Origin of the sequence: Nitrospira sp. (assembly GCA_037045225.1) — a bacterium.
Lineage (GTDB): Bacteria > Nitrospirota > Nitrospiria > Nitrospirales > Nitrospiraceae > Nitrospira_A.
Map to the genome: position 1 here is coordinate 3,821,870 of JBAOHZ010000009.1, position 15,036 is coordinate 3,836,905.

The 15,036-nt window shown below is 58.3% G+C and carries 10 protein-coding genes; all 10 read left to right on the forward strand.

The window, feature by feature from the left end; all coding sequences use genetic code 11:
• Positions 1–196 precede the first annotated feature (196 nt).
• Complete coding sequence (locus tag V9G17_18880; GenBank protein MEI2754662.1) at positions 197–3,739, forward strand: vitamin B12-dependent ribonucleotide reductase; 3,543 nt, start codon at positions 197–199, stop codon at positions 3,737–3,739.
• Positions 3,740–4,688: 949 nt separating this feature from the next.
• Positions 4,689–5,096, forward strand: coding sequence for a hypothetical protein (locus tag V9G17_18885; protein ID MEI2754663.1), 408 nt, complete (start codon positions 4,689–4,691; stop codon positions 5,094–5,096).
• Positions 5,097–5,128: 32 nt separating this feature from the next.
• Positions 5,129–5,971 (forward strand): tetratricopeptide repeat protein, encoded by an 843-nt coding sequence (locus V9G17_18890; GenBank protein MEI2754664.1) that lies wholly within the window; start codon positions 5,129–5,131, stop codon positions 5,969–5,971.
• 3 nt (positions 5,972–5,974) lie between these two features.
• Positions 5,975–6,949, forward strand: coding sequence for a hypothetical protein (locus V9G17_18895; protein ID MEI2754665.1), 975 nt, complete (start codon positions 5,975–5,977; stop codon positions 6,947–6,949).
• A gap of 86 nt (positions 6,950–7,035) precedes the next feature.
• The gene (locus V9G17_18900) at positions 7,036–8,346 is read left to right on the forward strand and encodes a hypothetical protein (GenBank protein MEI2754666.1); all 1,311 of its coding nucleotides are present in this window, start codon (positions 7,036–7,038) and stop codon (positions 8,344–8,346) included.
• Positions 8,347–8,611: 265 nt separating this feature from the next.
• Positions 8,612–9,244, forward strand: a complete 633-nt coding sequence (locus V9G17_18905; GenBank protein ID MEI2754667.1) for an LPP20 family lipoprotein — start codon at positions 8,612–8,614, stop codon at positions 9,242–9,244.
• A 167-nt stretch (positions 9,245–9,411) separates the two neighbouring features.
• Positions 9,412–9,915: a hypothetical protein gene (locus V9G17_18910; protein ID MEI2754668.1), complete on the forward strand. Its 504-nt coding sequence runs from the start codon at positions 9,412–9,414 to the stop codon at positions 9,913–9,915.
• A 39-nt stretch (positions 9,916–9,954) separates the two neighbouring features.
• Complete coding sequence (locus V9G17_18915) at positions 9,955–11,043, forward strand: serine protease (GenBank protein ID MEI2754669.1); 1,089 nt, start codon at positions 9,955–9,957, stop codon at positions 11,041–11,043.
• 9 nt (positions 11,044–11,052) lie between these two features.
• Positions 11,053–11,697, forward strand: a complete 645-nt coding sequence (locus tag V9G17_18920) for a hypothetical protein (protein ID MEI2754670.1) — start codon at positions 11,053–11,055, stop codon at positions 11,695–11,697.
• Between the two features lie 177 nt (positions 11,698–11,874).
• A complete protein-coding gene (locus V9G17_18925; protein ID MEI2754671.1) occupies positions 11,875–14,994 on the forward strand; it encodes a sigma 54-interacting transcriptional regulator in 3,120 nt (1,039 codons plus the stop codon).
• Positions 14,995–15,036 lie beyond the last annotated feature (42 nt).

Below are 15,036 nucleotides of genomic sequence, written 5' to 3' on the forward strand. Positions count from 1 at the left end.
ACTAATCACAGGTGTGCCACAACATTTTGTTTGACAAAAAATGGGTATCGCTATATCTAGTATGCAATGCGGTTGTGGAAGAGGTTTTGGAAGGGATTAACTCCGATGCTCACCCCTCTTTTCCCATCACCCCTCGATACATCATGGCCGACCGTTCTTTTCACCGAACGCGACGCATCTTTTGAAGGAGGAATCAGTGAGGATTGAACGAAGATTCACCAAGCGTGGGCAGAGCCCCTATGAGGGTCTTGCGTTCGTAAAACGTTCCTCGGAGATCCGCAATCCCGACGGATCGACCGTGTTTAAATTAGACCATATCGACATCCCAGAACATTGGACGCAGCTGGCGATCGATATTCTGGCGCAAAAGTACTTCCGGAAGGCCGGAGTCCCGCAAGTCCATGAAGACGGCACGCCGGTGGTGGACGCCGCAGGCAAGCCCGTGCTGGGTGGGGAGCGCGACTCCCGTCAGGTGTTCAACCGGATGGCCGGTTGCTGGACCTTCTGGGGCAAAAACCACGGCTATTTCAAAACGCCGGACGATGCGACCGCGTTCTACGACGAGATGTGCTACATGCTGGCCTACCAAATGGCCGCCCCCAACAGCCCCCAGTGGTTCAATACGGGGCTGCACTATGCCTACGGACTCTCGGGGCCGGCGCAGGGGCACTTCTATGTCGATCCGAAGCTGGGCGAGGTGGTTCGGGCGACCAATGCCTTTGAGCATCCGCAGCCGCATGCCTGCTTTATCCAATCGATCGAAGACGACCTGGTGAACGAGAACGGCATCATGGACCTCTGGGTCCGTGAGGCACGGCTCTTCAAGTACGGGTCCGGCACCGGTACCAACTTCTCGCGGTTACGCGGAGACGGCGAATCGTTGTCGGGCGGCGGCCGCTCATCCGGCCTCATGTCGTTCCTGAAGATCGGTGATCGTGCGGCCGGGGCCATCAAGTCCGGCGGAACGACCAGGCGCGCAGCCAAGATGGTCTGCTTGGACCTCGACCATCCGGATATCGAAGAGTTCATCGACTGGAAAGTGGTTGAAGAGCAGAAGGTGGCCGCCATGGTCACCGGCTCCAAGATTTGCGCGCAACGGCTGAATGCCGTGCTCAAGGCCTGTCTGTTGGTCGATGCGCAGGGATTGGGCCAGGTCGAACTGGACATGAAGAAGAATCAGTTGCTGCGGGATGCCGTAACGGCGGCCCGGCGCGATATGGTGCCGGAGGCCTATATCCATCGCATGTTCGATTATGCGAAACAGGGCTACACCCATTTTGTGTTCCATGAATACGACACCAACTGGGACGGTAAGGCCTACCAGACGGTCTCGGGGCAAAACTCCAACAACAGCGTGCGTATTCCGAACGGCTTCTTCGACGCATTGGAGCAGGACGGCAATTGGGAATTGCGGCGCCGGATCGACGGGAAGATCAGCAAGACGGTCAAGGCCCGGGACCTCTGGGACAAGATCGCCTGGGCGGCCTGGATCTGCGCCGATCCCGGAACCCAGTACGATACGACGATCAATGAATGGCACACCTGTCCGGAAGACGGACGGATCAACGCCTCCAATCCCTGTTCCGAATACATGTTCCTGGACGACACGGCCTGCAATCTTGCGTCGTTGAACCTGTCCAAGTTTTTTAATGTGGAAGGGGAGTTTGACCTGGATTCGTTCCGCCATGCCGTGCGTTTGTGGACCGTGGCGCTGGAAATCAGCGTGTTGATGGCCTCCTTCCCCAGCCGCGCCATCGCGCAGAAGAGTTATGAGTACCGGACGCTGGGATTGGGGTATGCCAACCTCGGCACCATTCTCATGAAGCAAAGCATTCCCTACGATTCACCGAAGGCGACGGCGATCTGCGGCGCGCTCACGGCGATCATGACCGGCGAGTCCTACGCGACGTCGGCGGAAATGGCGGCGGAAATCGGTCCGTTCCCAGGCTACAATCGGAACCGTGAATCGATGTTGCGCGTCATCCGTAATCACCGACGGGCGGCGTACAGCTCGACGCACGAGGAGTACGAAGGCCTCACGATTCTGCCGACCTCGATTCAGCCGGAACATTGCCCGCCGGCCATGTTGCTCGCGGCGCGGCGTGCCTGGGATCGTGCCTTGGAATTGGGCACGGCCTATGGGTTCCGCAACGCGCAGGTGACCGTCATCGCCCCGACCGGCACCATCGGACTGGTCATGGATTGTGACACCACCGGCATCGAACCGGATTTCGCCCTGGTCAAGTTCAAAAAACTGGCGGGCGGCGGGTACTTCAAGATCATCAACCAGAGTTTGCCGCCGGCCTTGCAGGCGCTTGGGTATACCGATGCCCAGATCCGGGACATCGGGGCCTATTGCGCGGGCCATCAAACCTTACAAGGCGCGCCCTTCATCAATCACGATGTGTTGCGCCAAAAGGGTTTCGACGATGCGGGACTGGAGCGGCTGGAAGCCTCGTTGGCGCAGGCGTTCGAAATCCAGTTTGTCTTTAATAAATATACGCTGGGCGAAGACTTCTGCCGGCAGAATCTCGGCATCAGCGAGGCGCAGCTGGCGGACCCGACGTTTAATATGCTCAAGCACCTGGGCTTTACCCAAGAAGAAGTGGCGGCCGCGAACGACTATTGCTGCGGCACCATGACGGTCGAGGGTGCGCCCCATCTCAAACTTGAGCACTTACCGATTTTCGATTGTGCCAATCGTTGCGGACGGATCGGTCAGCGATATATCGCCGTCGATGCACATATCCGCATGATGGCGGCGGCGCAACCGTTCATCAGCGGCGCGATCAGCAAGACGATCAACATGCCGGCCGATGCCTCGCTGGACGATGTGAAGGCGGCGTACTTGTTCGCATGGAAGAGCATGGTCAAGGCCGTGGCCCTCTATCGCGACGGGTCGAAGCTGAGCCAACCACTCAATGCCTCGTCTGACAGCGGCAAGGGTGCGGATGCGTCGCCCAGCGTCATGACCGTGGCTGAGAAAGTGGCTGAACGCGTGTTGGTGCGCTACCTCCATAAGCGGCGGTCGCTCCCTGCGCGACGCAGCGGGTACACGCAGAAGGCCATTATCGGCGGGCACAAGCTCTATCTTCGCACCGGCGAATATGAGGACGGGACGCTCGGCGAAATCTTCCTCGACATGCACAAGGAAGGTGCCGCCTTCCGCAGCTTGATGAACAACTTCGCCATCGCCATTTCGCTCGGTTTGCAGCATGGCGTGCCGCTGGAGGAGTTCGTCGAAGCCTTCGTGTTCACGCGTTTCGAGCCGAACGGGCCGGTGAAACTGAACGATCGTATCAAGATGGCGACGTCGATCATCGACTACATCTTCCGAGAACTCGCGATCACGTATCTGGAACGGGCCGATCTTTCACAGGTGCGTGAAGAGGACCTGCGCATGGATTCGATGAAGAAGGATGAGCAGGATCCGGAATGTGTGGATGAGGAGGCGGACATGACCGCGCTCGCCAAGTCGTCGATCCTCACCGAACATCTGCCTGTGCGACGGAACGGAATGAACGGCGGCAACGGCCATAGCCACAGACCGGGCAACGGCAGCGTCGCGCATAAGGTGGAATTGAAGCGCGAGACCGTCACCGTCACGTCGGTGCGTCAGGAAGCCAAAGAAAAAGGCTACGAAGGTGATCCTTGCCAGAATTGCAAACAGTTCACGCTGGTGCGCAACGGCACCTGCCTGAAGTGCATGAGCTGCGGAGAAACCAGCGGCTGCTCGTAGTGCGCAGAAGGATCCAGCCGGTGCTATAGAGATAGGCTGGTCGAAGAAAACTATCAAACCGTTCCTGCTTTAGGGGAGTCCTAAGGCTGGAACGGTTTTTTTTGTGCCTTATTTGTCCATGAGGAAGCGACTAAAGGGACCCTTGCCGAGCAGGGTCGGTTTGGTTGCACAGGGATAATTACTTGTAGCTCTATCCTGATATTACGGGAGCGTACTTAGACTCGCCCTCGTAAAAATAATAGCTCGTCTAGGCGGTTCGACGAGTGACCTACGTATGGCCGAGTCGATCGAAGTTGACCGCAGTTCCTTCACTCATGACTTCTCAACTACTTATGAAATGGTTGCATTATTTTGCATCCCTGATTCCGCATAAGCGTGCAGAATCATATCCGTGTTGCTCTGCCTGAATTGTTACGAGGCAGGAAATTCCGTATCGAAGAAAATGTCCTGCGACTGGCTCTCAGGCCTTGAGTTTGAGGAATTCCCAGCGTATTATCCCGCCCTTCTGTTGGTGATTACTTAAGTTACCCATGGTAGTAAATCGATTGACGACTGCATCCTTCTTACCTCTTCTTCCTCCCAGTCGCACTTCACGCCTATTCAATTTTGCTTTTTACTCGTCTCTGAGAATGTCGATTCGTGAATCGTTCCCACATAGATCCCTTGCGAGGTCTCCAGGCACCGCGTGGGGAGAATCCCCGCATGATGCGGGGCGCTGGTTGCCGCTGGTCGTACTGAATTGTTGGGGAAAATCGATGCCTACGCCCTGCATGCGTAATTTCCCCGGATCGGTAGCGATGGAATAGACCTTGCTGGTTACTGTGTAGGCGTATCGAGTTACGTATTCTGACGCTTTCGAATATTTACGAAGATAGTTGAGGTTCGGATGAACCAAGTTCGTAATCCCCTTAGCGGCGCGAAGGTCCATTGGTCAGCCAGGGTGAATGGTATGCGGGCAATGACTGTGGGGTCTATGTTGTGCCTCGTCGGGTGCGCGGCTGATCAGAAGGCCCCGGCTTGGCTGAACACCGTGCCGGCCTCGACTCAAGAAATCTGTGCCATTGGGATAAGTGGGCCCACGTACTACGCAGAGGATGCACGCGCCAGGAGCCAGGCGTCGGCCATGGCGGAGTTGTCGCGATCGGTCGAGGTACGGGTCAAGACCGAGCTGGTGCTCAGGAGTGAGGGGGATAGTCGAAGTGTCGAGACTCGACTCGATGAAACAGCTGGCTTTGGGAGTGATGTGGTGTTGAAGCAAGCCCAGGTCCGCGAACAATGGGTTCAACGTAACAAGGCTCATGCGGCTGGAGAGCCAGGGACCGTCTACACCCTCGTTTGCATGCCGGTGATGCATTGAGCTGGAGCAACCGTACAGAAAGGAAGGGGAAGATGCCAACAGGTGCAGGAAGCACGCAGGCGGTGATTGGCGGCGCGGCCCGAGTCGTTCGGTCTTTGTCGAGCGGTGTAGGTATCAGTGGATTGTGCATTGTTCTCGCAGCCTGCCAATCGGGGAAGCAGGTGTTGATTGAGGTGACGTATCCATCGAAAGTTCCAATTCCAGCGATGGTGAAGGAGGTAGAGGTTGAAGACTTCCACGGTCCTGTGGAATGCGCAAGGCCGTTCAAACCGAAACTCGACACGAAGGTGCTCGAGGGGGGCGTCTATAAAGCAGCGATCCAAGGTCTCTCAGAAGCGGAGGAGACGGTTACGATCAAGGGAATGGTGGCAACCTGCTCGCCCGGCCAGGGGTCCGGCACACTCAATGTGGAATTTTCCGCCTGGTATAAAGGCGATCAGATCCATCAAGGAGTTGTCGCTGAGAACACGACGAGGCCGGGTGCCCCTCCGAATGAAGTCCGTGCCGTCTTGGTCGACCGTACCACCGTTCGAATAGCAAAGGACCTTCTTCCGACCAAGCGAAAAGAAATTCGCACGTTTCTTCCCGTCGACGGAGACCACGACTCCGGAGTGGCCGCCGCGTCAGGGGGCAACTGGAAACTGGCGATTGAGGCCTTTGGCAAACAACTCAAGGAGAAACCTGCGGAGCATCGAGCTTGGTACAACCGCGGGGTTGCCTATGAAGCGAGTGCCCAGTTCGAGGCGGCCGTGAAAGACCTCCAGAAGGCCATCGAGTTTAAACGATCAGAGTTGTATGTCGAGGAGTTGGCCCGCGCGGATAAAGGGCTGCAGCACCAGAAAAGTATTCAAAGTCTCGGCAAGAATCCGGAGTGACGAATGATGCGTATCGCTCAAACGTTCTACAGATGGGTGAGTTCTCTCGTGGGGATGATTCATTCATACACGACGATGCCTTTGCCAACGGTGGCCATGCTCGTGCTCTCCGGCCTGCTGGCCGGGTGCAGTGTGCCGACCGGCAGTGCTGTTTCCGATAGGGCTTCGAATCGACCCGTACCTGGTGCAGACCGCTGCGCGTTTCTGCCGGAGAGTCCGATGCCTCCGTGGGTGTCCGGGCGTCCAGACACGAAAGACTATGTCGGGGTGGGGCAGGCCGGGTGGAGTGAGGAGCCTGAGCAGCAGATTCGTGCGGCGGAAGCTGGGGCTCGAGGCAGCCTTGCTGCTGAAGTCAGCGTGAAGATTCACGAACAGTTACTCCAAACTAGATGTGAAGGCACGTGTACACCAGAGGAACAATTCAAAATCCTCCTCAAGGCCGAATCGAAAACCAAACACACGCTCAAAGGGGCGGAAATCAAGCAGCGATGGCTCGATCGCGGTAGCTGCATGGTCTGGGTGTTAGCGACGTTGTCGCGGGATAAGGTCGAACTGCAGCGGGTCATGATGTTCAATCTTTCTTCTCCCTCCATCGAAATGGCCGGGTTGTTAGTCGGACATCTTGAAAAGGTGTTGCGCGAGGATTTTGCCGTCGTGCCGGCTGATGCGCAGTTGGAAAGGTGTGCACTCGATGGCGCTGCCTCTGCTTGCCAGGATCGCGCCGACACGATCTTCGGAGCGGTGACCGTGTCCTTGGAGAAAGACACGGTCTCAGTAGACGGCACACTTCGTCAGCGAAACTTTCGTGTGAAGGGCGGGTTGCGCTTGAAAGACCGGATGGTGTCGTCCTTCGACGTCACGTGCAAGGCCAGAGCAGACGCCAAAGCCGACGTTCAGTCGATTGATCGCGCGGCGGCGGAAGCCTGTCGAGATAAGGTGAATCAGACTATGACAAAAGATTTGGAGACGATGGGTTAAGCGCGCCGGATTGTCCGGTGGCGTGTGACCAATTGCGCTGAACCAATCATGGAGGGATGACCATGCGTGGGCGATGGGAAAGAATCATGAAAATTGGGTCATCGGTGGCGCTGGCACTGGTCTTGTTAACTGGTGCGCTGGGTTGTGCAGGGCTCGAGATGGTTGTTGCGGTAAAACCGTGGAAGATGGAAATGTGCGGCTGGACTTGTCTGCAGGAAATCATTGTGACAGGAAACGAGACTCCCACCGTGGAAGCCTCGTTGGAGCGAGTTAACACAGCCGCCCGTTTGGTTGAACTCGGAGAGCTGATGTTGCAGGGGCTCCCGCTGTCGGCAGGGTCGTTGTGGCCTCAGGAAATGAGGGGCACGCTCACGCTGAATGCGCAGAGCTTCACTCGAATCCTTCAAGAAAATTACAGCCAGCAGACGTTGTATGCTGCGAAGTTAGGTTTTAAGCCGTCGCCCTGGACCGGCCGCGCACTCGAGCTGCAGCAGCGGCTTTTTACCACGCCACCAGACCTGCAGTATGAGCCGACCTACCGCCCCAACGCCCCCTCGCCAGAAGATGTCCAGGTGCTGGCGGAGAAAGTATTGGGCAAGGGGTATGACCGAGTATTCGATAAAAACGTTTTTCGGCTTCTTCGCTACCATCCAGGCTTTATACCGAAACGTGAGATTTTTACCGCACAGTTTGAGGGCAAGCCGGCCGATTTTTATCCGAACGTGATGGATGCGGTGCTGGCACTGGCGGATAACCGCGAGGATCTGCTCCAATTCCGAGAAGCCGCGTTGCAGGGGGAGGAGACGTGCGAAAGGGCCTATCGCGATGTCGAAGAGTCTGTGCAGCGCATTCGCGACTACAAGGGCCGAACGTTCGGGAATCCGGCGACGGCGGAAGAAGCGGCGCAGAAGGGGGATGAGAATGCGCCTTCCAAGGACCTCAAAGAACTGGAAGGGCAGTATGAGACGGAGAAGAAGGAATATGAGGACGCGGTAAAGGCCTATCAGGGCTCGTTGCAACAGTTGAGCGTGGCAGTGGGACAGATCAGAAACCAATCTAGTGCCTTCACCGTGGAACAACGAGCCTTGGCCATCAATGTACAAGCGGTGGTCGACACGGCGCAAACCTTACTATCGGGAACTCGATTATTGACAGCCATTGCGGCGGTACACGCTCCCAAGGCTATTCTCAACGTGCGGCAAGAGCTGCAGCGGATTGCTGCCATGGGGGGGGACCGTGCAGTTGAACGTATGAAACGAATCGTGGTGAACGGCTCGCTTCTGAAACCCAACCTCTCCTTGCTTGCCAGTGAATCGAGCGTGTTAGATGCAGAAAGCCGCCCGTATGACGACCTGTTTGAGAAGCGAATCAATGCCCCGACCATTGTCACGCCGTAGACGCGGATGGAGTCGATCATGAGCGGACATGGAGCGGCATTTCCCACGTCAAGCGGGAGCGGTCCCCGAGCGGTGTGGGGAGAAGAGCGGAATCAAGGGCGGATATGACGTCGATGCGGCTATGGAACACGTGAAAAATCATGATGTTAGTTCGAAGGGTGATGCTGGAACGACTGTTGCTCAATCACTATCGCATTGCCTTCCAGATGGGCACAGCTGAGCGAGTTGGAAACGAGACAATCACACATACAGGAGGAGGCAGCACATGAAGAAGATGCAGGCAGTTTTGCTTACCGGCACATTTGCGGTGGCGGCGTTGGCCGGTGGATGTTCGGGGCACAATGCCCAACAGGGTGGTCCGCTGGCCCGGACGGATACGCCGATTCAGGAGGTCAAGGATCTTCCAAAGTGGGTTACTCAAAAAGGAGCGGCGTTCAGCGGCGAGCGTCGCGTGTTGTATGGGGTCGGCAACAGCGCAGGCATCTTCAACCCGTCGTTGCGCCGAAAAGCGGCGGAAGGACAATCTCGAAACGATCTTGCGTCGACCCTGCAGGTCTACGTCGCCGGCCTTCAGAAGCAGTACATGGCCGAAACGACCGCAGGGAGTATGGATAAGACGAGCGTGGAGCAGCATATCCAAGATACGTTCAAACAAGTGACGGAAGCGACGCTGGTCGGGGCTCAGATCGTCGAATATTGGGAGAATCCTCAGCGGAACGAGGCCTATGCACTGGCGCGGCTTGATATTGAACAATTCATGGAAATTATGCGGAGCTACAAAGCCGCCAGCGGGCAATTCCAAGAATTAGATGCCAATATGCGCGAATTCGTCAGAAAGAATGCTGATAAGGCCCACGATGAGTTGAACCTAGAGTTGGACCGTCGGAAAAAGAGCTAGCGGAAGGAATGCCGCTCAACCCTGAGGGGGACGGATGGCTGCGGGGGCGGAGTCTTACTGAGACCCGCAGCCGGCCACCACGTGTAGCGAGCAATGCGAACGGTCAATTGTGGGCGATAGCACAGCAGCAAACGGCGCCTGTAAGGGGGCACGAAGGAGGCTACACCATGACGACAAGGAAAGAAATTGGTCTTCTGAAAAGTAGCATCGGTCCTGCTGGGGCGTTGCTCTCGCTCCTGTTGCTCTGCGGAGGAAGGGCGGAGGCGGTGTCCTCTCTGCAAGATGGATGGCTCATCACGCCGCAGGAGGCGGCGGCGCAGGCGGCTGAGTCTCCCGGCGGAAGCGTCCTCGATGTGGGGCGGCAGGAAAGCAACATGGGCCCGACCATCGAAATTCTGAAGCCCAGCGACGGCGGGAAAGCGTCAGGACCGATCGAAATCCAAATCAACTTTGTGCCAAAGACAGGACCGGTGGATGTGAACAGTCTCAAAGTCTCGGTGGTGAAGTTCTTGTCCATCGACATCACCGACCGGCTGCGGGATTTTGTCTCCCCGTCGGGGATTCAAGTAAAAGAAGCGAAGATTCCAGCGGGCAAGCACATCGTGCGCATCAGTGTGGCGGATACTCAGGGGGCACGAAGCGTCAAGGAGATCGAGTTTGAGGTGTTGTGACGAAGGCGCAGGCGCCCAGGGAAGGGAGACCGTACGACCATGGACAAGAACAGAGAGGGCGAGGACAGCATGAAACGGCGGAGGGGCGCGACTTTCTTGACCTTTCTCGGTCTCAGGTGGGTGATGACTGCGCTGTCCCTCTGCATCGCGGCTCCGGCAGGGGCCTCGACGCCGGCCCAAATTTACGCCACGGCTGCCCCGGCGGTGGTCCTGGTCGTGGCTAGCTCTGAGGACGGCGCGATGTCTGGAACTGGGTCCATCATCGATTCGACCGGCCTGGTTCTGACGAATTCGCATGTGATCTTCGACCGGGAAGCCAAGGCGCCCTACCGAAAGCTATGGGTCTTTTTGCGGCCTGATCGCGTGACGGGGAATGAGAAGACCGACCTGGCCCATCGCCTGCCGGCGACGCTGGTGGCGCACGATCCGGAGCTGGATCTCGCCCTGTTGAAAGTGGACGGTGCGTCAACCACCCTGCCGGTGTTGCCGATGGGCGATCCTGGGACCCTCAGTATCGGCTCGCGGGTGCTCGCGATCGGACATCCGGAGCAGGGTGGGTTGTGGAGTTTGACGACGGGAGTCATCAGCGCCGAATGGGAGAATTTCACCAATGTGCCGGGCAAGCATGTCTTTCAAACGGAAACGGGGCTCAATCGCGGCAACTCCGGTGGGCCGCTCATCGATGAGAACGGACAGCAGATCGGCGTCAACACTTCCATGGCGCGAAAGGCGAAAGACGGTCTGGCCATCACCAGTATTAGCTTTGCGGTGAAGTCCAGCGTGGCGAAAGAGTGGTTGGCCAAGCAGGGCGTGCAAGTCGCCTATGCAAAATCGATCCCGGCAGTAGTGGAAGGGCGGAAGGCGCCGGTTCAGCCGGAATCGGCCCCGACAGCTGGACGGAAACCGCAGGCCGGAGATCCCAGGGTGGAGCAGGAGCGGGCGAGCACCAAGCCGCACCCCTCGACCGTGCTGGAAAATCAGCCCGAAGCCACGCCAGAAAACGGCCCAGGGTTGCCGCCGGTGCGGCCCTTTAGCCTGGATCGGCTTATGCGGGGGCTGGCCCAGGTCAGCGATGATCTGGAGTCGCAGATGGAACAGATGCAGGAAGAAATCCGAAAGCGTCGGTGAGGAGTCATCATGGAGGGTACAGCGTATACCTGGATGTGGAGGCGTATGTCGACGAATTGCCGAGCCTGCTGTGCAGTCCTGCTCGCTGGGCTGATGCTGATCGGACCGGGGATGATGGCGGCAACGGCTGTCGAGCCACCGGCGACAAAGTTGGATTGTTCTGTGTACGAAACAAAATCCATGAATGTCTCTGCAGCGTTCACCGTCGCGCAGTTTATCTTCAACATCATCCCTTCCATCGGGTTTAGTCGGACTACAGGGGTTGCCTGGGACAAGGTTGTCCACGGGACCATCGCGCGTTATGTCGAACTCTGTAATCGCTACAACGCAGGGTTGGTCGATAAGGCCGAATATGAAGCGCGCCTGAAGGAGATCGAAGCGCTCTATAAGGAAACAAAGGACATGGAGGAGAAGCTCTTTGCGGCGACCCGTCAGCGGGCCAAGAATTCCAGCGATGAGATGGACGAAATGTTAGGCAGAAAACGCAAGGCGCCATCTGTTCCAGCGGAAGTGGAAGCATCGGTCAAGGCGCTGGCTGAAAAGGTCGAGAGCCTCGCCCCCATCGGTAAGCCGCTCAAACCGGCGGCCCCGTGCAAGCCGCCGGACATGCTGGGGGCGCCGGGGGCAAAGCCGGAGACTGGGCGCAATTGCTGAGTGGGGCGGGTGAGGGGTGCGACAACGATGAAGAAGCGTTGCGCGCTGAGTTCATGCCGTCCTCCTGATGATCCTGCCTGTTTCGTGCGTTGTTCCGGCCGACCAACGCGCCGCTGCGCATTGGCCAAGGCTCAAGCTTCCGCAACATGACAGTGTATAGGTGCTGAAGGAGTCTCGATGTTTGCTCGGTGGATGACGATTTGCGTCGTGGGGCTGCTCGCGACGAGCATGGCCTGGGGATTGACCATGATGCTTCCGCAACTGTTTGGTTCGTGGGAGATGGCCACGTACGATCTCCGGATGCGTTGGCAGGGTGCGGGCAAGGCCGATCCTGCGATCGTGGTGATCGGGCGTGAGAAGGAAAGCGAGGAGGCGTTTGGGTCCGGGATCTGGGATCGTGCAGTCTTCGCCAAAGTGATCGCCGCGTTGGGGCGAGCCGGTGCCCGAACCATCGCGCTTGATTTCCACATGCCCAATGCCAGCCCGCCAGAGCGCGGCGACGGCGCAAGTGACCGCGCCTTGCTAGTGGCTACCAGCGGCGCCGGGATGGTGCTGTATCCCATGGCGGTTCCAGCTCCAGGTACGGTACCTCCCACCACGTTGGCGCTTTCGGATGTGTTCACGCTCATGACCCCAACATTTGATGCCCAGGTGGTGCAGGCGCTTCCGCAAGCCGGTCGCATGGAGGGTCCGTTCCTCGCGCTGGCGTCGGCGGCTGCCGGGGTCGGGCATATCGCTGCCTGGCCTGATGAAGACGGGGTCTATCGCCGCGTGCCCACGTTCGTCGCGGTCGGCGATCGCGCAGTGCCGGCGTTGGGGGTGGCGATGGCGGCGAATGTCCTGCGCGTGCCACCCGACCATATTGAACTGGTCCCAGGCGATGCGCTGCGGCTTCGCGATGCCCATTGGCCCGATGGTCGCCAACGGACTGTTTCTGCCCCGGTCGATGCCCAAGGGCAACTGCTGATTCGCCACACGAAGCACTATCCGGATAGGGAACATCCGGACACGGACAACACCTTTCCGTACTTTGAGTTTCGGCAAGTGTCGGATGCAATCGAGGAGGGGGATGAGGCCGGATTACGGGAGTGGTTTGCGGGAAAGCTGGTTATCCTGGTGCATGCCTGGCTGGGGGCCGACAAGCGTTGGACGCCGTATGAAGCGAACGTGCCGGGCGGCTTTATTCTAGCTGATGTCGCTAACACAATTTTAACCCAGCAAGGTCTGCGCCAGATCGGCACATCAGCAGGCTGGTTGCTGACCCTCTTCCTCGGCTTGGGAGCCGCTGCTGCTGTGACGCTCCTCCCGGGATGGGGCGGACCAGTGGCGGCGGGTGTGCTTGGCGCAGGCTATACGGCGGTCACGTTCGTGGTCATGGGGTTCGGCGAGCTCGTGCTCCCGGTCCTGTCGCCCCTCGTGGCCGTGAGCATTGCGTCGCTGCTCGCGCTCGGCTGGACGCGACAGCATGCCGCGTTGCGTGTGACCCACTTAGAACAGGAACAGCTCGCCTTGCATCGTGCCCTGGCGACGAAACAGACGCTGCTTGCGCAGCATGAATCGCGCGCCTATCAGTTGGAGGAAGACGTCGTGACGGCGAAGGCCGACGCGGCGGAGGGCACATATCGACAAACGTCACTTGAGCGGACGATCGCGTCGTTGCACCAACAATTGCACGGGGCGAAGCGAGAGGCTGACGAAGCGAGAGGGACGGTGACGGCGCTGGAAGAGAAACTGGTGTCGGCGCAGGCAGAGGTGACGCAGGGCGCCGATCAGCAAACGTCGCTCGAACGGACCATCGCATCATTGCAGCAGCAATTGCAGGGGGCACAGCGCGAAGCCGACGAGACGAGGCAGGCGGTGACAGCGCTGGAAGGGAGGCTGGCGTCGGTAAAGGCGGAGGTGACGCAGGGCGCCGATCAGCAAACGTCGCTTGAACGGACCATCGCATCATTGCAGCAGCAATTGCAGGGGGCACAGCGTGAAGCCGACGAGACGAGGCAGGCGGTGACAGCGCTGGAAGGGAGGCTGGCGTCGGTAAAGGCGGTAGAGCCTGGCCGTGGGGCGACGGGAACGGCTGAGCAGGAAGATGTCCGGCAAGAGTGCGCCCGGTTCGGTATTCTGACGAGAGATCCGATTCTGCTGCGCTGTTGGAAGGATCTCAAAAAAGCAGCTGATACCTCGATTCCGATCCTGATACTGGGCGAAGCGGGAACCGGGAAAGAGTTGTTTGCCCAGGCTGCCCACCGGCTGAGCGCACGGTCAGCACGCCCGTTTGTGCCGGTCAATATGGCGGCGGTGCCTCCGGACCTCTTCGAGAGCCAGCTCTTCGGCCATGTCCGCGGTTCGTTCAGTGGTGCGGTGCACGATCATGAGGGGTATTTTCTGCAGGCTCACAACGGTACGATTTTTCTCGATGAAATCGGCGACTTGCGTCCGGACTTGCAGGCGAAATTGCTGCGTGTGTTGCAGGAAGGCGTGGTGACCCGAGTAGGGGATCGAAAATCCGTGGCGGTGGATGTGCGTGTGGTAGGCGCGACAAATCGAGAGCTCCTCCAAGGCATCGCGGAAGGGTGGTTTCGAGAGGACCTCTATTACCGGCTGCACGGCATCGAGCTTCGTCTGCCGCCGTTGCGGGATCGGCAAGGCGATATTGAAACACTGGCGATGAAGTTTATTGAGCAGGCGGCAGCGACGAACAGTCGCACGAAGATGGTCCTTTCGCAAGGAGCGTTGAATCGGCTCACAAGTTGGCCCTGGAAGGGCAACGTGCGAGAACTGAAACGGTGTCTTGAGAATGCGGTGATTCTGGCGGATGGCTCCTCCATCCTTGAGGAGGATCTGCGCTTGACGGGACCTGCGACTCTTGCACCAGGGGCTGTTCTCGTAGTGCCGGCGGCTGAGGCATCGGATGGGAATGGTGATCCGAAGAAAAGCGATCAGGTGTTACTGCGAGTGCTTCGCGACCACAGCTTTGATTTACAGGCGACGGGCGCGACTTTGGGATGGGATCGCAGTACGGTCATGCAACGCTTGAAGGGCATGTGCTTCCAGGCATTGGTCGAAGCCAAGGGCGATCAACGGAATGCGGCATCGAGTCTGGCGGGTCAACCGGGGCTCACCAGACTGGTGGAGGTGAAGCTGAACGAGTACAGCGTACATCTGAAAAAGGTCGTGGCGACATTTCCCTCCGAAGAGACTGCGGTAGCGGGATGCCGCAAACGATTCAAGAATTTGCCGGAGCGGTATCAGGACGCGCTGGCGACACTGGTCCGATTGCATATGAAAAGTGGAGGGTAGGCATCTGGTCGGCGGATGAGTGTGTGAAGGAAAATATACCGA